The 21112-nt window shown below is 70.9% G+C and carries 16 protein-coding genes; 2 read left to right on the top strand and 14 right to left on the bottom strand.

The annotated features are described in order from the left end of the window. Positions 1-115 precede the first annotated feature (115 nt). The 11 genes from EDF31_RS09945 to EDF31_RS09895 all read right to left on the bottom strand — a co-directional run bounded on the left by EDF31_RS09945 (position 116) and on the right by EDF31_RS09895 (position 15562). Positions 116-979 carry an NAD(P)H-hydrate dehydratase gene (locus tag EDF31_RS09945; RefSeq protein WP_131846007.1) on the bottom strand — a complete coding sequence of 288 codons (864 nt, stop codon included), beginning with the start codon at positions 977-979 and terminating at the stop codon, positions 116-118. Further along, positions 969-1709 (bottom strand): histidine phosphatase family protein, encoded by a 741-nt coding sequence (locus EDF31_RS09940; protein WP_131846006.1) that lies wholly within the window; start codon positions 1707-1709, stop codon positions 969-971. Before EDF31_RS09940 ends, EDF31_RS09945 begins: the two co-directional genes overlap by 11 nt. A gap of 33 nt (positions 1710-1742) precedes the next feature. Continuing rightward, positions 1743-2714 carry a hypothetical protein gene (locus EDF31_RS09935; RefSeq protein ID WP_131846005.1) on the bottom strand — a complete coding sequence of 324 codons (972 nt, stop codon included), beginning with the start codon at positions 2712-2714 and terminating at the stop codon, positions 1743-1745. A 289-nt stretch (positions 2715-3003) separates the two neighbouring features. Continuing rightward, positions 3004-6117, bottom strand: coding sequence for a glycoside hydrolase family 38 C-terminal domain-containing protein (locus EDF31_RS09930; RefSeq protein ID WP_131846004.1), 3114 nt, complete (start codon positions 6115-6117; stop codon positions 3004-3006). A 37-nt stretch (positions 6118-6154) separates the two neighbouring features. After that, positions 6155-6985 carry a carbohydrate ABC transporter permease gene (locus EDF31_RS09925; protein WP_173169120.1) on the bottom strand — a complete coding sequence of 277 codons (831 nt, stop codon included), beginning with the start codon at positions 6983-6985 and terminating at the stop codon, positions 6155-6157. Between the two features lie 68 nt (positions 6986-7053). Then, on the bottom strand, positions 7054-7938 hold the full coding sequence (locus EDF31_RS09920) for a sugar ABC transporter permease (RefSeq protein WP_235035790.1): 885 nt from the start codon (positions 7936-7938) through the stop codon (positions 7054-7056). 174 nt (positions 7939-8112) lie between these two features. Then, a complete protein-coding gene (locus tag EDF31_RS09915; RefSeq protein ID WP_123293238.1) occupies positions 8113-9471 on the bottom strand; it encodes an extracellular solute-binding protein in 1359 nt (452 codons plus the stop codon). 222 nt (positions 9472-9693) lie between these two features. Next, positions 9694-10536 (bottom strand): PhzF family phenazine biosynthesis protein, encoded by an 843-nt coding sequence (locus EDF31_RS09910; RefSeq protein ID WP_131846003.1) that lies wholly within the window; start codon positions 10534-10536, stop codon positions 9694-9696. A gap of 122 nt (positions 10537-10658) precedes the next feature. Next, positions 10659-13070 carry a lamin tail domain-containing protein gene (locus EDF31_RS09905; protein ID WP_131846002.1) on the bottom strand — a complete coding sequence of 804 codons (2412 nt, stop codon included), beginning with the start codon at positions 13068-13070 and terminating at the stop codon, positions 10659-10661. A 134-nt stretch (positions 13071-13204) separates the two neighbouring features. Beyond that, on the bottom strand, positions 13205-14134 hold the full coding sequence (locus tag EDF31_RS09900; protein WP_131846001.1) for a hypothetical protein: 930 nt from the start codon (positions 14132-14134) through the stop codon (positions 13205-13207). A gap of 102 nt (positions 14135-14236) precedes the next feature. Further along, on the bottom strand, positions 14237-15562 hold the full coding sequence (locus tag EDF31_RS09895) for an ROK family transcriptional regulator (RefSeq protein WP_131846000.1): 1326 nt from the start codon (positions 15560-15562) through the stop codon (positions 14237-14239). An 85-nt stretch (positions 15563-15647) separates the two neighbouring features. On the opposite strand from EDF31_RS09895, the gene EDF31_RS09890 reads away from it, so the two are divergent. Together EDF31_RS09890 and EDF31_RS09885 are read left to right on the top strand one after the other, a co-directional pair. Beyond that, the gene (locus EDF31_RS09890) at positions 15648-16103 is read left to right on the top strand and encodes a GNAT family N-acetyltransferase (protein WP_111085338.1); all 456 of its coding nucleotides are present in this window, start codon (positions 15648-15650) and stop codon (positions 16101-16103) included. A gap of 30 nt (positions 16104-16133) precedes the next feature. Then, positions 16134-16481: an MGMT family protein gene (locus EDF31_RS09885; RefSeq protein ID WP_131845999.1), complete on the top strand. Its 348-nt coding sequence runs from the start codon at positions 16134-16136 to the stop codon at positions 16479-16481. A 39-nt stretch (positions 16482-16520) separates the two neighbouring features. Here EDF31_RS09885 and EDF31_RS09880 read toward each other — a convergent pair whose 3' ends face one another. Genes EDF31_RS09880 through EDF31_RS09870 form a run of 3 tightly spaced genes read right to left on the bottom strand, consistent with a single transcriptional unit; the run spans position 16521 to position 20711 of the window. Continuing rightward, positions 16521-16946, bottom strand: a complete 426-nt coding sequence (locus tag EDF31_RS09880; protein WP_123293233.1) for a DUF805 domain-containing protein — start codon at positions 16944-16946, stop codon at positions 16521-16523. A 37-nt stretch (positions 16947-16983) separates the two neighbouring features. Beyond that, entirely contained in the window at positions 16984-18906 is a 1923-nt protein-coding gene (locus EDF31_RS09875; RefSeq protein WP_243649961.1) for an ABC transporter ATP-binding protein, read from the bottom strand. Next, entirely contained in the window at positions 18903-20711 is a 1809-nt protein-coding gene (locus EDF31_RS09870; RefSeq protein WP_131845998.1) for an ABC transporter ATP-binding protein, read from the bottom strand. The genes EDF31_RS09875 and EDF31_RS09870 overlap by 4 nt, the downstream gene beginning before the upstream one ends. Positions 20712-21112 lie beyond the last annotated feature (401 nt).

The following is a 21112-nucleotide window of genomic DNA, read 5'->3' as shown; positions in this document are numbered from 1 at the left end:
GCGGGGCGGGGCGGCGGCGTACCTGGTCGATTCGGGCGTACCTGGTCAGAAGTTCCTGGCAGGTATGCCCGAAAGCATGAGGTATCGCGCGCGCTCTGGGAAAGAACGGGCGAGCTCAGGCGCCGAGTTCGACGAGCACCCGCGGGATCTCGGTCACGAGTTCGCTCGCCAGGTAGCCGAGCGGCCCGACCTGCACCGCGAGCCGATCACCGGCAGCCGCGTGCACGTAGGACGCCCACGCCACCGCCTGTGCCGGTTCCGCGCCACGAGCGAGCAGGCCGGCGACCGCACCCGACAGGACGTCGCCACTGCCGCTGGTACCGAGTCCTCCGGAGCCGGTGCCCTTGATCCAGCTCCGCCCCTGCGGCGTCGCGATGGCGTCGCCCAGGGCCACGACCGCACCGAACCGCTGCGCGATCGCCATCGCGTCGGCCACGTTGTCGTCGCTGCCCTCCCGACCGAGGAGCCGTTCGGCTTCGCCGGAGTTGGGTGTCATCACCAGCCGACCCCGGAGCGGTTCCAGACGGTCCCGCACGTCGGCCGCCACCCCGAGGGCGAACGCATCGAGCACGACGGTGGTCTGTGGTCCGACGACGTCGGCGAGTCCGGCCACCAGGTCACGGGTGCCGTTCGGCTCGTCGAGTCCTGGGCCGACCAGCAGCGCGTCCGCACTCGCGGCGGAGGCGGCGATGCCCTCGATCGCGCCCACGGCGACGTGACCGTCCGCGTCCTCGTCGAGCGGTTCGACGCCGGACTCGGGCACGGCGACCGCGACCTCGTTCGCGATGCTCCGCCCCACCGCGAGGGTGAGCCGCCCGGCTCCCACCCGGAGTGCAGCGAGCGCCGAGAGCATCGCGGCTCCGGGCGTCCGCGCTGCGCCGCCGACCACGAGCACCTGCCCGCGACCGTACTTGCCGGCGCCGGGCTCGGGGAGCGGCCAGTCCCGCAGGAAGTTCGGGGTGACGGTCTCAGCGGACATGCTCGTCGTCCTTCCGACCGGTGTGCGCCGTGATCTCGTCGTCGTCGAGGTGCCCGACGGAGGAGAACTCCTCGAGCACCCACGGTGCGCCCGCACGCTCGCGGCGGAGTCGGGTGAGGGAGGCGTTCGCGACCGCGTGCGTCCGAGCGAACTCCATGAGCGCCGGCTCGTCGAGGTCGAGGCACACCGCCACGACCAGCATCACGACGGCATCGTGCGCCGCGACGACGAGCCGCTCGGTGCCCTCGATCCGTTCGACGTCGACCAGTACCGATCGGAGCCGGAGCATCACGTCGGCCCAGGACTCGCCGCCCGCTGGCCGGTGGTAGTACTTGCCGAGCCACTGCCGGCGACGTTCCTCGTCGGGGTACCGGTTCCGCACACCCTGCAGGGTGAGCAGGTCGAGCACACCGAGCTCGCGGTCGCGGAGCCGCTCGTCCACCCGTTTCTCGGGCTCGGCCAGCCCGCCGGCCCCGAGCGCGATCTCGATGGTCTGCTTCGCACGCAGGTACGGCGAGACCCACAGCGCCACGGGGACGTCGTCGATGCCACGATCGGCGAGTTCCTGTCCGAGCGACCGCGACTGCGACTCGCCGAGCGGGCTCAGCGGGACGTCGGCGTCCCGGTACTCGACGTCGATGACGTCGTCGCCCGCGCCCTCTGCTCGGGCGGCGGCGACGTTCGCGAGCGATTCACCGTGGCGGACGAGCCAGATCTCCTGCACTGCCATGCCGCCACGCTAACCACGCCGCGCTGAGCCGGCTCACCGACGCCCACCGACTGCGGTGCGGCGGGCGCTCCGCACCGGGCGGATCGCACACGGCAACCCCGCGGCGCGGAACCGGAGCGCCAGCGCATCGAGGTCGAACAGGTCCCGCCACTCGAGCCGGATGATCGTCCGCACACCAGGCACCGTGAGCAGCCTGGCGTGGCGACGTTTCTCGTCCAGGAACACGTCGGTCTGGCTGCGACCGCCGAGGTACCGGTCCTGCGTGTACTTCGCGCGTCCGTCGATCTCGACGACGACGCCTTCTGCGGGGAACCAGAAGTCGACGGCGGACCGGCGACCGTCGACGACGAACTCCTGCTGCAGCACGGGAGCGGGCAACCCGAGCTCGCGGAAGACCACGCGCGCGAGTGACTCCGCCGGCGACCCCGAACGCCCGTCGGCCAGGTCGAGGACCTGTGCGGCCCGGGCCCGCCCGCGAGCACTCGGGTGCACCGCTCGCCACAGCTCGTCGCGCTCGGTCCCGTTGCGCAGCGCAGCGTCTGCCACGACGACCCCCGTGCGCAGGTCCCCGCTCATGGCGATGTCGATCACCGTCCGCGGGACCGCGGTCACGGCGAGGTCGCCGACCCGGACCCGTTCGGCGCCGGACACCGGTCTCGTGTGCAGGACCAGCTCGGGGGTCCTGCCCCGGTACATCGACTCCGGCACGGTGGCGTGCACCGGGACGCTCCACCCGCCGAGCGCGGGCAGCCCGTGCACCGCGGCCGCCGAGTCGTGCGATGCCGTCGCCCGCGAGCCGAGCCGGCCGAGCCGCGCGTACACGCGGGTGACGTACCGCTGCCGTGGCCCGGCCGCGTCCCACGCTGCCCCGTCGACGAACGCGTTCGGCCCTGCCCGGACGAGTCGGCCCGGACCCTGGAGCCTGGTCCGGCGGCGCAGGGTGGTGGCGTCGAGTCCGGCCTCACGCGTGGCCGAGGCTCGGAGGATGGGCAGCGGTTCGTTCATGGAGGAGACGTTGCCCGACCCGCCATGCGCCCAGCGGGCTGACGTCGAGGTCTGTGGACGGGCCTCCAGGTCTGCCCGCCTGTGGAGGGAGGACGTTCCTTCCCAGAACGGCCGCGATGCCAAGCGGAATCGGGTGTACCTGGTCGGAACTTTCGACCAGTTACGCCCGAATCGACCAGGTACCCACCCACCCACGCACGCACCACACGCAGAGCGGCGCCGGACGGAACGCACCCGTGTCCCGTCCGGCGCCGCGGTCTCTCCCCCGAGGGGGACCGGCCCCGCTGCCTCAGGCCCGGCGTACCCGCAGGGTCACGATCTCGAAGGGCCGGAGCGTGAGCACGACCGGCTCCCCCGAGTCCCACGAGTCCCCCAGCGGGCGTTCCAGCAGGTCCACCGTCGCCACCGAAGCGACGTCGAACCCGAACGACACCCCGACGTCGGTCGCCCGACCACCGGAGGCCTCGTACAGTCGCACGACCACGTCACCGGAGCGGTCCTCGGCGAGCTTCACGGCCTCGACCAGGACCTGCGGCGACGACACCGAGACCAGCGGCGAAACGCCAGTCGTCCCCGCGACCGAGCGCACCGGCAGGTTCAACCGGTAGCCGGAGTCGGCGGCGTCGAGCACCGAGGCCCCCACCCGCAGCACGGTCCGGAACACGTGGTGCCCCTGGTCGGCGTTCGGGTCCGGGAACGTCGGCCCGCGCAGCAGCGACTCGCGCACGAGCGTCGTGGTGCCGCCGTCGGCCCGCGTGGAGCGCGTGATGTCGTGTCCGTACGTGGAGTCGTTCGCCACCGCGACACCGAACCCGGGCTCCGCCACGTGGACCCAGCGGTGCGCCGACGTCTCGAAGCGGGCGTGGTCCCACGAGGTGTTCTGGTGGGTCGGCCGGTCGATGTGCCCGAACTGGATCTCGCTCGAGGCGGACGACGCACGGACGTCCACCGGGAACGCGAGCTTCAGCAGCTTCTGGTGCTCGTGCCAGTCGACCTCGGTCTCGATCACCAGCTCGGCCTCGCCCTCGACGGCGGAGTACCGGGTCGTGAGCGTCGACGACCCGAAGGACCGTTCCACCACGAGCGAGGAGCCGTCGATCGCGACCGACGACGCTGACAGGACGGTGCCGTTGCGCTGGTACGCACGGTCGATGTCCCACGCCTCCCACTGGTTCGGGGTGTCGCGGAAGACGGTGTACTCGGCAGCGGCCGCACCCGGTGCGATCGCGTCGCGCCCGCTGGCGCGGTCGACGAGCGACACGACGTGGCCGGCGCCGTCGATGGTCGCCGTGACGACGCCCGTGTCGAACACGAAGTGGTCGCCGGAGCGGACGGGAGGCACGGGTCGCGGTTCCGAGCCGAGCGAACCACCCAGGGCGGCCGCGTCTCCCGCCGCGACCGGCGAGGCGTTGAAGCGCACGACGTTCCCGGACGAGCCACTGCCGCCGACGGCGTCGGCGCCGGACGGCGCGTCGAGCAGCGCGCTGCTGCCGCCGGCGGCGGCCGACGACGAGGCCCCGACCCCGGCGAGCGCCGCAGCGCCCCCGTTCGCGAGCGCGGTCGTCGCGTTGCCGATCAGCCCCTCGAGCACCTGGGCGATCTGCGCGTAGTTCTCCTCGGCGTTCTCGTAGACCCAGGCGATCGAGGACCCCGGCAGGATGTCGTGGAACTGCTGCAGCAGGACGGTGTGCCAGGCGCGCTCGAGCTCTTCGTAGGGGTAGTCGAGCCCGAGGCGCACAGCCGCGGTCGACGCCCACAGCTCGGCTTCGCGGAGCAGGTGCTCGGAGCGACGGTTGCCCTGCTTCGTGCGGATCTGCGACGTGTAGGTGCCGCGGTGGAACTCGAGGTACATCTCGCCGGACCACACACCGGGGGTCGGCAGCACCCGTTCGAGCTCCTCGAAGACCTGGGCGGGTGTGCCGAGCTGCACGCGCGGCGAGCCGTCCAGGTCGTGCTGGCGTCGGGCGGCGGCGACCATCTCGCGGGTGGGTCCGCCGCCACCGTCACCGAAGCCGTAGAGCAGCATCGAGGTGTTGGCGACGCCGCGCTCCTTGTTGTTGCGTTCGCCCCGGTGCAGATCGGCGGCGGAGACGTCGGAGTTGTAGGTGTCGGCCGGCGGCAGGTGCGTCAGGACGCGCGAGCCGTCGATGCCCTCCCAGTGGAAGGAGGTGTGCGGGATGACGTTCGTCTCGTTCCACGACGGCTTCTGGGTGACGAACCACTTCGAGCCGGCGGCGCGGACGATCTGGGGCAGCGCGCCGGAGTAGCCGAACGAGTCGGGCAGCCAGGCCTCGGGGGTGTCGATGCCGAACTCCTCGAGGAAGAAGCGCTTGCCGGCGACGAACTGTCGGGCGAGGGCTTCACCACCGGGCAGGTTCGTGTCCGACTCGACCCACATGCCACCGACCGGGATCCACCGGCCCTCGGCGACGCGCTGCTTGATCCGGGCCCAGATCGACGGGTAGCCGTCGCGGATCCACGCGTACTGCTGCGCGGACGAGCACGCGAAGGTGAAGTCCGGGTCGCGGTCCATCAGGTCGAGGACGTTCGAGAAGGTGCGGGCGCACTTGCGGATCGTCTCGCGCACCGGCCAGAGCCAGGCGGAGTCGATGTGCGCGTGGCCGACGGCGATCGCCCGGTGTGCGGCGGCACTGGCGGGGACGGCCAGTACGGGTGCGAGCACCTGACGGGCGTCCGCTGCGGTGCCGGCGACGTCGTCGGGGTCGAGGGCGTCGGCGGCGAGCTCGAGGGCGTGCAGGATGTCGGCGCCGCGGGTGCCGTCCGTGGGGAGTTCCGCCATCAGGCCGCGCAGGACCCAGAAGTCCTGCTGCAGCTCCCACACGGTGTCGTCGCGCTCGACGAGTTCGAGGGCGCGCACGCGGTAGATCGGCTTGTCACCCGCGGTGGAGCGCGACCCGAGGGGCGTCGCGCCCTGGAACGAGTCGCCGCCGATGTCCGGGTTCGCGCCGGCCTCGACGTACAGCTCGAACGACTCCCCTGCACCGACCTCGACGGGCACGGTGTCGTTCCGCGGCTCCACGCCCTTGATCGTGGAGCCGTCGGGCCGGTACGCCAGTCCCTCGGCCTGGAACCCCGGGTGCCGCTTGGTGAACCCGAGGTCGACGAGCAGTTCCGCAGTGGTCCCCGGCGCGGTACCGAAGTCGGCGGGGACGGTGCCGGTGATCCGGAACCAGGTGGTCCCCCACGGCCGGCCACCCCAGGCGCTGCCCACGGTGAACGGTGTGTACGCCTGCTGGACGGCGGAGTCGAACGGCACCGGCTCGTCCGGCACCTCCCACGCCTCGATCGTCACCGGCGCCGAGCGGCGGTGGACGGCGGGGTCGACACGGTCGCGGACGAGGCGGGCGATCCGGGCCTCGACGAGCGGTTCGTCCTGGTGCATGTGGTTCCTTTCGAGAGAGCCGGCCGGAGCCAGCGGATCAGCCCTTGATGCCGCCGGCGAGGGCGTTGCCGCCGCCGAGGCCTCGGGACACGATCACGTAGAGGGCGATGACGGGCACGGAGTAGACGATGGAGAACGCGGCGAGCTGTCCGTACGCGACCGCCCCGTTCTGCCCGAAGAAGTTGAAGATGCTCACCGCGGCGGGCACCTTGTCGGGCGAGAGCAGCAGGACGAACGGGACGAAGAAGTTCCCCCACGCCTGGATGAACACGAAGATGAACACGACGGCGATGCCCGGACGCATGAGCGGGACGACGATGCGCGTCAGGGTGGTCATCATCGACGCCCCGTCGGTCCACGCAGCTTCTTCGAGCGAGATCGGCACGGAGTCCATGAAGTTCTTCGCCATCCAGATCGCCATCGGCAGCGACGTCGCGGCGAGGAAGAAGATGCAGCCCCACACGTTGTCGATCAGGTTGAGCGACACGAACAGCGCGTAGACCGGCACCATCATGGCGGTGATCGGCAGGCCGGTCCCGAACAGGATGCTGTACAGGAACGGCTTGTTGACCCGCATCTTGTAGCGGGACAGCGGGTAGGCGGCGAGCAGTGCGAAGACCACGGTGACGACTGCCGTGCCGCCGGAGAGCAGCAGGCTGTTCGCGAGCGGGATGAACGACAGCTCGGGCGTGAGCACCTTGGTGAAGTTGTCGAGCGTGAACTGCGTCGGCAGCTTCACGGACAGCGACGCCTGGGTGTCGACCGAGGCGAGGACGAGCCAGAGCAGCGGGACCGCGAAGCACACCGCGATGACGAGCAGCACGGTGTTCGCCACCCACCGCATGGTGCGGCCGCGGGGCGACGTCATGTGCAGCGAACCGGGAGCGGTCACCGAGCGGGTGGTGGTCGGGTCGAGGGACGGGGCAGTGATGGCCATCAGTCCACCTCCGGCTTGAGGGCTCGGATGTAGATGATCGAGAAGACCGCCCCCACCACGAGCAGGATGGTCGCGATCGCGGTCCCGAAGCCGAGCTGCGAGAACTTGAACGCCTCTTGGTAGGCGAGGATCGGCAGGGTCGACGAGTTCGTGCCCGGCCCACCCCCGGTCATCACGAAGATGAGGGTGAAGACCGACAGCGTCTGCAGCGTCGTCAGCATCAGGTTGGTGGAGATGCTCCGTCGGATCACCGGCAGGGTGATGTAGACGAGGCGCTGCCACCCCGTGGCACCGTCGACCTCGGCGGACTCGGTGATCTCCTCGGGGACCTCCTGCACGGCGGCGGAGTAGACGAGCATCGAGAAGGCCGTACCGCGCCAGATGTTGGCCAGGATCACGGCGAACATCGGGAACGTGTAGAGCCAGTTCGGTCCGCTGATGCCGATGGACTTCAGGAACTCGTTGAGCGTGCCCTCGTCGTTGAAGAACGCGTACGCGGCGAACGAGGCGACGATCTCCGGCAGGACCCAGGCGGCGACGACGAACGTGCCGACGATCGCGCGGACGGCCTTGTTGGCCGAGCGCATCAGGAGTGCGAGGCCGAGCCCCAGCACGTTCTGTCCCACGACCGCCGAGGCGAGCAGGAACACGACCGTCAGGATGACGGACTTCGGGAAGTCCGGGTCCTGGAACAGTTCGACGTAGTTCTGGAAGCCGACGAACTGCTGGTCGGCAGCGCCGGCGCCGGTGAGTGCGGAGTTCGTGAACGACCCGTAGAACGACGAGATGACGGGGCCGAGCAGGAAGATGACGAGCAGGACGAGGGCGGGCAGGAGCGGGACCGCTCGACCGACGTTCCGCAGTGGTCGCCGCTTGCGCGGCACGGGTGGATCGGTGCGCTTCGGCGCACCGGGCGCCGACAGCGTCGGCGCGAGGGGGGTGCTGGACACGATGGGTGCCTTCCGGGTGCGGAGGGGTTCCGAAGGTGGGGAAGGACGGACCGGGAGGCGCGGTGCGGGGCCGCCCCGCGCCTCCCGTCCGTCAGTGGGTGACGTCCGTCAACCAGCCGAGACGGTGTTCTCCTTGCCGACCACCTGCGTGACGGCCTTGTCGTACACGGCAGCCGCCTGCTTCGGCGTCTGCTGTCCGGTCATGACCGACTCCATCGCGACCTGGATCGCGTTGGACACCTGCGAGTAGTCACTCGTCGCCGGGCGGAAGTTCGTGTTCTCCACCAGTCCGGAGAAGAACTTGAAGGTCGGGTTGGCGTCGGTGTAGGCGGTATCGTCCGCGACGTCCTTGCGGACGGCGATCTGGCTGTTCTCGGTGTCGTACTTCAGCGAGCCGTCCTTGTCGAGGAAGCTCGTGATGAAGTCGAACGCCGCCTGCGGGTTCTTCGACTTCGCGCCGACCGCCAGGGTCCAGCCGCCGGACATCGAGTTGTAGCCCGGGTCCTGACCGTTCTGCGTCGGCATCGGTGCCTGACCCATCACGTCGTTCCACTCGGCCCACGGCGCGGTGCCGGACTTGAGCCACGTGCCGGACTGCCACGAACCGTCGAGGTCGATCGCGAGCTTGCCCTTCGGCAGCCACGTCTGCGCGATGGTCGTGCCGACGTTCGTGTCGAGCGCCTGCTGCGGTGTCGGGCCGAGGCCGCCCTGGTAGACGTCCTTCACGAACTGCAGCGAGTCCTCGAACTGCTTCGAGCCCGTGACCCACTTCTTGTCCTTGTAGAGCGTGTTGCCGGAGCCGTCCGCCCCGTACAGGAGCATCTCGAAGCCCTGCATGGTCGACGCCTCGCCTTGCGCCTTGCCCGAGTAGATGTTGAACGGGATGAGGTCGGGCTTCTTGTCCTTGATCGTCTTCGCCGCGGCGAGCACGTCGTCCCAGGTCTTCGGCTGCCACGGCACGGGCAGGCCGACGGACTTGAAGATGTCCTTGTTGTACCAGAGCGCACGGGTGTCGGTGCCCATCGGGACGCCGTAGATCTTGCCGTCGTCACCCTGGCCGGCCTGCTTGGCGTTGTCGAAGAACTGGTCCCAGTCCTTCCACTTCGCCGTGTACTTGTCGAGCGGCAGGAGGTAGCCGGCCTCGGCGTCGGCCTTGACGAGGAACGTGTCCTCGTACATGACGTCGGGAGCCGTCGCGGGCGCCTTGTTCATGAGCGCGAGCTTCGTGTAGTAGTCGTTGCCCTGGGCCTGGATCGGGACGAGCGTGACCTTCTTGCCCGGGTTGTCCTTCTCGTACTCCTTCTTGACGACCTTCATCTGGGCGTCGAGCTGCTGGAAGGCTCCGAACTTCTGGTACGCGATCTTGATCGTGTCGCTCGAGGCGGACCCCGAGGCTGAGCAGCCTGCCAGGCCGACCGCGGCGACGGCCACGGCTGCGAGTCCGGCGATGATGCGGGTGCGTTTCATCGGTGCTCCTTTGCACGGGTGACATCCGCGGGCTCCATCGCCCGCGCGCAGGATTAGTCCAGCGTATGGACTTATCCGTGTCAAGGAGTTTTTCGCGCCGCGCGCGTCGGGGCGTTGCTGTTTGGGGCGTACCTGGTCGAATCGGGCGTACCTGGTCGGAACTTTCGACCAGGTACGCCCGATTTCGCTTCCCATCGCACGCGCTCTGGGAAGGAACGTCCGTCAGTCGATCGGTGTCGCGCTCCCCGTCACGGTGATCCCGCCGGACTCCGGCACGTCGACGAGCAGCAGGCTCGGACGACCGACGTGGCGCCCCTGCCGGATGACGACGCGGTCCCCCGGCTCGACGGCACCGGTCTCGCGCAAGTACGCCCCGGTCGACGCTGCCGCCGAACCCGTCGCCGGGTCCTCGGTGATGCGGCCGGCGGGGAACAGGTTCCGCGCCTCGTACTCGCGATCCCCGGTCCGGAGCAGCACCGTGACCGTCCCCTGCCAGCCGGCCTCGCGCTTGAGGTCGGCGAGCGGGCCGGGTGCGAACCGGAACTGATGGAAGAGCTCCCGGTCGTGCAGCACGAGCACCGGGTGCCAGTTGCCGGCGAACGACTCGAGCACCGGGAAGTCCGGCGCGATGTCGTCGGCCGTGAGCCCGAGCAGGTCGAACAACCGCCCGAGGAGCGCCGGGTCGATGTCCCGCGTCGCCGGTTCGACGCTCGTCATCGCGACCAGGACCACCCCGTCCGGGCCGGTGGTGGCGTCGAGGGCGACCTCGCCGGCGGCCGTCGTGAACACCCGGCGGCCGAGCCCCTGCCGTTCGGCGAGCGCCACCGCGAGCGCGACCGTCGCGTGCCCGCAGAACGGCACCTCGGCGGCGGGCGAGAAGTAGCGGACGTGCGGGCCCGTCGCCGTGGCGCCGACGACGAACGCGGTCTCGGGGTAGCCGACCTCGAGGGCGACGGCGAGCATCTCGTCGTCGGTCAGTGCCGCTGCGTCGAGGACCAGTCCGGCGGGGTTGCCACCCCCGGGCTCGGCGGCGAAGGCGGTGTACCGGAGGACGTCGATGCTCATGGTGCGACGCTACTGCGGGGGCGGCGAGGACTGCTGATCACGCATGGTGAGCAGGAATGGTCGGGTCCGCTGAGCGAACCCGACCATTCCTGCTCACGAATTGCCCCCGTGGGGCGTGGGGACTACTCCGCGGCGGCCCGGCGACGACGTCGGGCGATCAGCACACCCGCGCCCGCGGCGAGCAGCAGGAACGCGACGAGTGCTCCGGCACCGAGGCCCTCGGCGCCCGTGAACGCGAGCTGCCCGTCAGCGGTGATCGTGATCGGGGTCCAGCCCAGCACCGTGCCGTCCGCAGCGGTCACGACGATGCGGTGCTCGCCAGCCGGAGCATCGGCCGGGATCGTGACGCGCACCGTGCCGTCAGCGCCGACCGTCACGGTGCCGAGCAGCGTCGGCGTCGAGTACAGCCACACGTTCACCCGGTCGCCGGCGTACTGCGTGCCCACCGTGACCGTGATGGTCTCTCCCGCGCGGGCGGACGACGGGGCCGAGACGCCCCCACGGTTCGTGTCGGTCAGGCCGGTCTCCGAGGGAGCCACCGGGGCGATCGGAGCGGTCGGCGACGGGGTCGGCGTCGGTCCACCGGTCCCGGGGGTCGGCGCAGGCGTCGATCCGCCGTCACCCGGAGCGGGGGTGGGCGTGGGGGTCGGAGTCGGAGTCGGCGTCGGGTCCGTGCCCGGGTCGGTGCCGCCGCCCTCGCACGGGTACGTCCCGGTGCGGAGCGAGAACCCGTCCGTGTCGTTGTCGTCGGCGTAGAACGTTGCACGCTGCCCGTCGGTGCAGACGACGGAGATCGCGAAGCCCTCGTTGGCGAGCGTCCGGTCCGCGTTCGACGGAGCCTCGAAGACCTTCGCTGCGGTGAAGGCACCGTCGGTCAGCTCGTACAGCGCGGTGCGTCCGGCGCAGGCGTCGTCGCACACCACCCAGAGCGCGTCGAGGGTCGGGTCGAACTGCACGTCGGCCACGACCGCGAACGGCGATCCGATGGTGGCAACGCGCTGGAACGAGCCGTCCGCCATCAGGGCGTAGGCGTAGACGCTCGCGGTGCCCTCGACGCCGACGAAGAAGAGCCCCTCGCCGTGGCCGGCGTACGTCGACGGTGCGTAGGCCGCGCCGGTGTGCTCGTCGGCGAAGCCCTGCTCGGTGAGCCACGAGTCCGGGATCCAGGTGACGCCCTCGAGGCCAGCGTTCGCACCGAGCCCCGGGAAGTCGGCTGCGAGGTCCCACTCGTCGGTGGCGCGCAGGGTCGACTCGGACCCGTCGGTGGTGGCGTACCGCAGGACCGACGGACGGCTGGTCTTCGACACGTCGTTGTCCCGCTCGGTCGACACGTACACGGCGCCCGGGTCGTCGCTCGTGACGGTGACGCCCTCGGCGTCCGGGGTCCCCGTGCCGTCGGCGTACCGCAGGTCCGTGCCCGCGGCGTTCGACGGCGCCCAGCCACCCCGCCCGTCCGAGGTCAGGTGGTAGAGCAGGCCGTCGCCGTTCTGCACGGCCCAGAGCTGGCCGTCCTCGGACGTGCTGGACGTGGTCCAGTCGATGCCGCTCAGGTCACCGGTGAAGGTGTCCTCGTCGTCGAGCACGGTCTCGTCCGGGCCGCCGGGCCACGGCTCGGCGGTGACGACTCCGGCGAACCGGTTCGCGGTGCCCTTCGTCGACTCGGCGGTCTCGGCGAAGTCGCCGGTGCCGTCCGGGTTGCGGCCGTACGTGGCGGCAGCGTGGGCCGTCCACGAGTACGAGTCGACCAGCGCACCCCGCGGATCGAAGACCCGGGCGGAGTCGGCCTTGCCGAGTCCGAAGCCGAAGTCCGCCTCGTCGAGGACGGTGAAGCCCCCGGCCGCGATCGTCGTGCCGGCGGGGATCGTGTACGCGTGGTCGTCCTCGCTGTCCTTGAGGACGTACCCGCCCAGGTCGACCGTGGTGCTGCCGACGTTGGTCAGCTCCACCCAGTCGCCGGGGGTGCCGTCCTGCGACTCGACCTCGTTGATGCGCACGGGCGAGGAGCAGTCGTTGGCGGCCCCCTTCGTCGACGCGGTGGTGTCGACCAACGCACCGGTCCCGTCGGCGCACCGGCCGTACGTGACCACCGCGTGGCTCGTCCACGAGTACCGGAGCACCAGGTCGCCGGCGGGGTCGTACACCCGCGCGGTGTCGGCGCCGCCGAGCCCGAAGTCGAACCCGGGCGCGGTCGCCGAGAGCTGGTCGATGACGAAGTACCCGCCGGGGGCGATCGTCGAGCCGGCGGGCAGGACGTAGGCGTCGTGGGTGCTGTCGTCGTCGAGGAACGCGTAGCCGGTCAGGTCGATCGACGCCGACGACGTGTTCGCGAGCTCGACCCAGTCGGTGTCGTCGCCGTTCGACTCGACCTCGTTGACGACGAGGCCGTTCGGGGCGGCGGCGCCGACGCTCGGGTCGTCGTCACCGACGGCGGCGAGTGCCGGGCTGGCCGTGACGACACCGGCGCCGAGGGCCAGCGCGGTGACGATGGCAGCACCGATCCGCACGGAGCGGGGGCGCAGGGCAGGAGTGCGCATGCAGGTCCTTCTCGGGAGGGGAGGGGAGACCTGCACGACTGTTCAGCACCCGGGCATCCGACCGGTGGCCGCCCGGTGAACGACAGGTGTCGTGCGGCGCCCCAGCGCCGGGATCCCTCGGCGCCCGCGACCCCTCAGCCCTGTGCAACCCCGGAGAAGTCGGGCGACCCGTCGGGCAGCGCTGGCAGTGGCGTGCCATCGACGTACCGCGGCCACGCCAGGGCACGCGACGACGCCGGACGTGGCTCGTACCGGTACCGGTCCGCGCTGACCGGGCCGGCCGCCGTGACAGCCGTGGCAGCCGTCGGGGCATCGGGCACCGGAGTGGCGGCCCACGTCGCGATCGGTGCCGCGGGCGCCAGCGGGGGTGCTGCCGGCGGCGCTTCCGGCGTCGGCCACGCTCCGACCGCCCCCGCCGGGACGGCGCCCCGCGGGCGGAAGAGCGCGTTGCTGAGCGGGACGACGACCGTTCCGAGCAGGTCGAGGATGACCACCACCCAGACGAGTCGCCAGTAGCCGCGGGCGTAGTCCACGTCGGGTGCGAGCAGCGGGATCGACAGCAGCAGTGCGAGCAGGGCGATGACCCCGACGGTGGCCTTCGCGACGACCTGGAGTGCCGGTGTCGGGTAGCGGCGGTGGATGACGAGCAGCAGGTGCACGTGCAGGAGCGCCACGCGGGCGACGCCGACGAGCCAGATCCAGTGCCAGAACCGCTCGCCGACGAGCCAGAGGCCGTCATCGCCGGAGGAGTCCGTCGGGGCGAGCCACACCTTGTACAGCCCCGCGACGAGCAGGTACATCGACGTGGCGATGCTGACGAACGCGAACGTGCCCGATCGGCGTGACGAGACGTCGGCGTCGTACCAGGACAGCAGGGCGAAGACGACCACCACGACGATCGTCAGGAGCAGCTGCACCGCGACCCGTCCGAAGTCGCCGACCAGCACCGCCACGATGCCGACGAGCCCGGCTGCGACGACCGCGCCGATGATCGTCCGGAACACGAGTGGCCGGACCTTCGCCCAGCGTCGGTCGATCGTGCCCGCGGCGCCGTTGTCCGTCATGTGTCCCCCGTCGTTCGCCGCCCACCTGGCGGATCCGTCGGTTCGCAGCGTAGCGGGCGGTGCGAGCCGCCCCGACCGCCGTCAGCGGCGGATGCACCGCGGTCAGCGGCGGATGAGCAGCCCGCTCGCCCGCGGTGACAACGCGGCGTCGAGCACCAGGCACGCGGCCCCCACCGCGGCGACGTCGGCACCGCGGTCGCTCTCGACCACGTCGACCGCGTGCTTCGGCACGAGCAACGGCGACCCGACGATCGCCGCGCGGGCGGCAGGCAGTGCGGCACTCGCGATGCGGGACCAGAATGGTCCGCCGAACACGACCCGGTCGATGTCGAGCAGGTTCACGATGACGACGGCGGCGTCGCCCATGACGGTGCCGGCTTCGGCGGCGAGCGTGATCGCGGCCTCGTCGCCGGCGGCGATGGCCTCGGCGAGTTCGTCCCAGGCACGGTTCACCGCGTCGACCGACCCGTCGGACGAGACCGGGCCATCGGACGAGACCGCACCACCGGACGAGACCGCACCACCGGACGAAACCGCACCAGCAGCGTCACCGCTGCCGGACAACGCCACCCCCCGCTCCCGCGCGATCCGCACGAGCCGATCCGGCGCCACGGCCGCACCGACCTCGCCGCGGGTGCCGGACCCGTCCGGGGTGCCGGCGAGCGATCGCTGGTCGACCATGATGTGCCCGGCGTCCCCGGCGTTCGACCCGACCCCGCGCACGGGTTCGTGGTCGACGACGAGCCCGACGCCGAACCCGGTGCCGAAGTACACGAACGCGAAGTTCCGCGCCGACGACTCCCCCGCCAGGAACATCTCGCCGACCGCAGCGGCCGTGACGTCCTTCTCGAGCAGGACGGGGTAGCCCGTGGCCTCGGCGAGCGCGTCGCGCAGGGGCACGTCCCGCCACCGGGGCAGGAACGGCGGGTCGACGACGATGCCGGCGTCGACGTCGATGGGGCCGGGGCTGGCGATCCCGACGCCGAGCACCCCGTCGACGTCCACGCCGGCGTCGGCGATCAGGCCGTCGACGGCGGAGCCGATGGTGCGGACGACCTCGGACGGGTCGTCGGCGGTCGGCGTCGAGGTGGTGGACGAGGCGACGACGGTGCCGGCCAGGTCGAGGAGCACGTAGGTGACGACGGCCGGGTCGACGTGCACGCCGACGGCGTAGCGGCTGCCGGGTTCGAGCCGCAGGATGGTGCGCGGCTTGCCCCGACCGGCGACGACGGTGCCGGACTCGACGATCATGCCGGCCTCGATCAGGAACCGGGTGACGTTCGACACGGTCTGCGCGCTGAGGCCCGTTCGCGAGGCGAGTTCGACGCGGCTCAGGCCGTCCGGCGAGCGTCGGACGGCATCGAGCACGACCGTGCGGTTGAACCCGCCGATCGACGGGAGGTTCGCTCCACGCCGATGTTCTGCCATTCCGCGACCATACCGCGGCAACGGTGCGGTCTCGGTCTGCCGTCCGCGCTGGCCCCCACACGGGTCGCACCGTTACCCTGGCCGCATGGCCGACCTGCGTCTCGAAGAACTCTCCGCGAAGACCGCTGCCGCGGCGAACTCCCTGACGCTCAAGCCGGGTCAGGAACAGTTCGTGCAGCCGACCACCTACGGGGTCGCCGAGTCCGACGTCAAGCCGAGCTCCGCGTGGACCCGTGTGGTTCTGGACGGCGACGAGGTCCTGGGCCTCATCATCGGTTCGTTCGACGCGGACAACGCGCAGGAAGAGCTGCGCAGCGCCATCTGGCGGGTCAACGTCGCCGGCACGGCGCAGGGTCGCGGCGTCGGCCGCTTCGCCGTGCACGGCCTGGCCGACGAAGCGCGCAGCCGCGGGCAGGAACGCCTGACGGTCGTGTACGAGCCCGGTGGCGACGACAGCCCCGAGGCGTTCTTCCGCGCCGTGGGCTTCGAGGTCGTCCGCGAGACCCAGTACGGCGACCACTTCGCGGTCCTGACGCTCTAGTACGTCTCCGACGACGCACTCACCAACGACGTGCCCGAGGACGACGCCCCCGCGCCGGAGCAGGACTTCGGGGCGGCGGTGGCCGAGGTGGTCCGGATGATCCCGCCGGGTCACGTCATGACGTACGGCGACGTCGCCGCGGCGCTCGGCTCACGCGCGTCGCGTGCGGTCGGCAAGGTGATGGCGCACGAGGGCGCCGACCTGCCCTGGTGGCGCGTGGTGCGCGCGGGTGGGCACCCACCGCTGCACCACGAAGCCCGTGCGCTCCAGCACTACCGCGCGGAGGGCACGCCCCTCGCGCAGGGGACGGCGGCCTGGAGGCTCGACATGCGTCGTGCCCGCTGGTCGCCGTCCACGGATGCGGACGACCCGTTCTGACGTCGGGCCCGCGCACGTCGGCCGTCCGTCCGCCGCCGGTCAGCGGTCGAAGCGCTCGCCCTTCGGGCTCGTCGGGATCAGGCACAGCACGTACACGACGAGCGAGCCGATGCCGGGTACGACGTGCAGGAACTGCCAGAAGCCGGACAGGCCGGCGTCGTGCAGCCGTCGGGCACCGAGGGCGAGCGACCCGATCAGGGTCGCGAGGCCCCAGAGGACGAACAGGTAGGACCCGACGGGGTTCTCGAACAGCGCGGTGTCCGGCGTGAACGCCTGCGGGACCAGCTGCAGCACGAGTCCGATCGCGAGCGACGTGATCCACCACCACCAGAACTCGGCACGCGAGGCCCGTCCGGTGAACACGGTGTACTTCCGCCAGAACCGCCGGACGGCCTCGGTGAAGGGTGCGCCGTAGAAGGGGTCGCGCAGGGCGACGCCGCCGGGCTGCACGCTGTCGTTGCTCATGGAGCAAGCCAACCACGTGGTGCAGCCCGGCTGCGTCCTACACGAGCGAGTCGCGCCAGGCCGCGTGCAGCTGGGCGAACCGCCCGGTACCCGAGATGAGGTCGGCAGGGGTGCCGTCCTCGACGATCTTCCCGTGCTCCATCACGAGTACCCGGTGGGCGATCGCGACGGTGGACAGGCGGTGCGCGATGATCACCGCGGTGCGGTCGGCGAGCAGGGTCTCGAGCCCTTCCTGCACCAGCCGCTCCGAGGGGATGTCGAGCGACGCCGTGGCCTCGTCGAGGATGAGCACCTTCGGGTCCGCGATGAACGCCCGCGCGAACGAGAGCAGCTGCCGCTGTCCCGCCGAGACACGACCACCGCGCTTGTTCACGTCGGTGTCGTACCCGTCGGGGAGCGCCATGATGAACTCGTGCGCGCCGACCGCCTTGGCGGACGCCTCGATCTCGGCGCGCGAGGCCCCCGGCTTGCCGAGCGCGATGTTGTCCGCGACCGTGCCGGAGAACAAGTAGGCCTCTTGCGTGACCATGACGATCGCGCGGCGCATGTCCTTCGTGTCGAGGTCGCGCAGGTCCACGCCGTCGAGCCGCACGGAACCGTGCGACGGGTCGTAGAAGCGCGCCATGAGCTTGGCGAGCGTCGACTTGCCGGCGCCGGTGGACCCGACGAGCGCGATGGTCTGCCCGGACGGGATGTGCAGGTCGAACTCCGGCAGCACGACCTTGCCCGCGTTGTACGCGAACACGACCTCGTCGAAGTCCATCTTGCCCGTGGCGTCGGCCAGCTTCACCGGCTTCACGGGGTCCGGCACGCTCGGCCGTTCCTCGAGGACGCCGGAGATCTTCTCCATCGCCGCCGAGGCCGACTGGTACCCGTTGTAGAACATCGCGAGCTCCTGCGCCGGGTCGAAGAAGCGCTTGGCGTACAGCGCGACCGCGAGCAGCGCACCGACCTCGAGCGTCCCGCCGACGATCCGGAACCCACCGACGATGACGACCGCGGCGAGCGTGGCGTTGCCGATGAGCACGAGCACCGGGTCGAAGGTCCCGAACAGGTTGAACACCTTCGTGTTCGCCAGCCGGTAGTCCTCGACGAAGCCGCCGTACTCGTCCTTGTTGCGGGACTCCTTGCGGAACGCCTGCACGGCACGGATGCCCGTCATCGTCTCGACGAAGTGCACGATCACGCGCGCCGAGGTGACGCGGGTGGCGCGGAACAGCGTCTGCGAGTTCTTCTGGAACCAGCGGATCAGGAACCAGAGCGGCACGAGCGACACCGCGAGCACGAGCCCGGACGTCGGGTCGAGCAACACCAGGGCCACGGCGGTGAACACCATGTACAGCACGCCCTGGATGAGCTGGTTCAGGCCGGAGTCGAGCAGCTCGCGGATCGAGTCGAGGTCACTCGTCTGGCGGGAGATGATCCGGCCGGACGTGTAGGTCTCGTGGAACTCGAGCGACAGCCGCTGCGTGTGCAGGAACACCCGCTTGCGCAGGTCGAACAGGATCGCCTGGCTGATCCGTGCGGCGAGCACGGTGTACCAGGCGGTGAGCACCGCGCCGAGGACGGCCACGACGATGTACGTCGCGACGACGCCGAACGCCGGCACCCAGTCGTTCTGGTCCATCACGGCGGGCAGCGCGTTGTCGATGCCCCACGCGATGAGCGCCGGGCCCGCGACGGTGCCCGCCGTGGAGACCACGACGACGATCCCGAGCAGCACGAGGCGGAGCTTCAGCGGGGCCGCGAGGGAACCGAGCAGGGCGAGGGAGCGACGCCGCAGGCGCTTGCTCTCCGCCTTGGTGAAGTCCTCGCGCTCCTCGCCGCGCACGCCCAGGGTGGTGATCGAGGCGGTGACGGGCGCGGCAGACTGCGCGTCGGCGATGTCGTCGACGACGGGATCCGCGCCTCCCGGCCCGGCCGCCGTGTCCAGCGGCAGGTTCTTCTCTTGCTGGCTCATGCCATCGCCTCCTGTCGTGCGGTCGCGTCGTCGTCGTCGAGCGACGAGATGACGTAGCGGTAGTGCTCGTTGGTGGCCATCAGGTCGTGGTGGGTCCCGACGGCGGTGACGACGCCGTTCTCCATCAGGGCGACCCGGTCGGCCAGCGTCACCGTCGACGGACGGTGCGCCACGATGAGCGACGTGGTGTCGGCGAGCACGCGCCGCAGGCCCGCCTCGACCCGTGCCTCGGTGTCGACGTCGAGCGCCGACAGCGGGTCGTCGAGCACGAGCACCGACGGCCGCGCGGCGATCGCGCGAGCGAGCGCCAGGCGCTGTCGCTGTCCACCGGACAGCGACAGCCCCTCTTCGCCCACCCGGGTGTCCACGCCGTCGGGCAGGTCGTCCACGAAGGACGCCTGCGCGATGTCGAGTGCCTCGCGCATGAGCGCCTCGGCCTCGGCACCCTGCACGTCCGGTCGACCGAGCAGCACGTTCTCACGCACGGTCGACGAGAACAGGGTGGCGTCCTCGAAGGCGACGCCGACGTGCCGGCGCAGTTCTTCGCGGGTGAGGTCGCGGATGTCGACCCCGTCGATCGTCACCGATCCGCCGGTCACGTCGTACAGACGCGGCACGAGCGAGAGCAGCGTCGTCTTGCCGCAGCCCGTGAGCCCGACGAGCGCCATGGTCTCGCCCGGCTGCAGCTGCAGCTCGACGCCGTTGATCAGGTCCGGGTACTGCGGCGCGGAGTCCTGGTACCGGAAGTGCACGCCGTTGAACGACAGCGCACCGTGCGGCTCCACGATCGTCTTCGGGTCCTTCGGGTCCGTGATGGTGTTCTCGGAGTCCATGACCTCGAAGAAGCGGTCGACCGCCGTGCGGGTGTCGAACGTCATCGAGAGCAGGAAGCCGATCGACTCGATCGGGAACCGCAGCACCGTCGCCGTCGCGAAGAACGCGAACAGCTGACCGACGGTCATCTCGCCCTGCGACGCCAGCCAGATGCCGGCGAGCAGGCACAGCGCGAACGCGACGTCCGGCACGAGCAGCAGCCACAGCCAGATGCTCGCGATGGCCTTCGCCTTCTTGATCTCCGTGCCGCGCAGGGCTTCGGCCTGCTCGCTGAACTCCTCGAGCTTCGACCCGCCGCGGCCGAACGCCTTGAGCACGCGGATGCCGTGCACCGACTGCTCGACACTCGTCGCGAGGTCACCGACCTGGTCCTGGCTGCGGCGCGCGACGACGGAGTACCGACGCTCGAACAGCAGCCCGTTGATCCACAGCGGGATCGACGCGATCAGGAAGATCAGCCCGAGCAGCCACCCGAAGGTGAACAGCACGACGAAGCCGACGACGATCGTCACGACGTTCACGACGAGCAGGACGACACCGAAGGCCAGCCAGCGGCGGATCAACGACAGGTCCGACACGGAACGGGACAGCAGCTGCCCCGACTCCCACCGGTCGTGGAACGCGACGGGCAGGTCCTGCAGCTTCGCGTACAGCGAGTTCCGCATGCTGGCCTCGATCCGCGTCGAGGGGCGCATCACCATCCGGCGGCGCGAGGCGATGAAGAACGCCTCGAGCACACCGAGGGCGAGCACGCCGAGGCCGGCGGGCCAGATCTGTGCGCCGTCCTTCGATGACAGCGGGCCGTCGACGAGCCACTGCAGGACGTAGGGGATTGCGAGCGCCACCAAGGAGGCTCCCATCGCTGCGGCCATGCCGCCGATGAGGCGCCCCTGGTAGGGCTTCACGTAGGGGTAGATCCGCGCGATCGCGCGGAAGGTGGACGGGCGCGCCGTGGTGGGCGACTTGGACATGCGTTGCGTCCTCATGCGTCTGCCGGGTCCCCGGGTCGCGCTGCGCCCTGGCCGCCTGCTGCTTGCTTGCTGCTGGCGTGCGGTGCGTGCGCGGCCTCGACCTGGAGGCTCGGTGTGGCGTTGCGTGGTGATCATCGGCCGGGCGCGTGGTCGCGCCTCCGCCGTCACTCGCGTGACGTCGGTCGGGCCGGAGGGCACCGGGAGACACTCGTCCCCCGGGTTCAGGCGGGTGGTTCGCGGACGCTGGTCGTGCGGCGCCGCGAGGCCGTGGGAACGGCCTGGCTAGACGGCGGCCGCGACGCGCGGTCGCGGTGCGATCAGGGATCGCCGTGCGGGAGTGGTCCCCACGACGGACACGAGACCTGCACGGGCGGCCGTCGCCACGGTTCCGGTCATGTTGT

This window comes from Curtobacterium sp. PhB142, from assembly GCF_004341255.1.
Classification (GTDB): domain Bacteria; phylum Actinomycetota; class Actinomycetes; order Actinomycetales; family Microbacteriaceae; genus Curtobacterium.
Note: the sequence above shows the minus strand (reverse complement) of the source record. Positions and strands in the feature narration are given on the sequence as shown.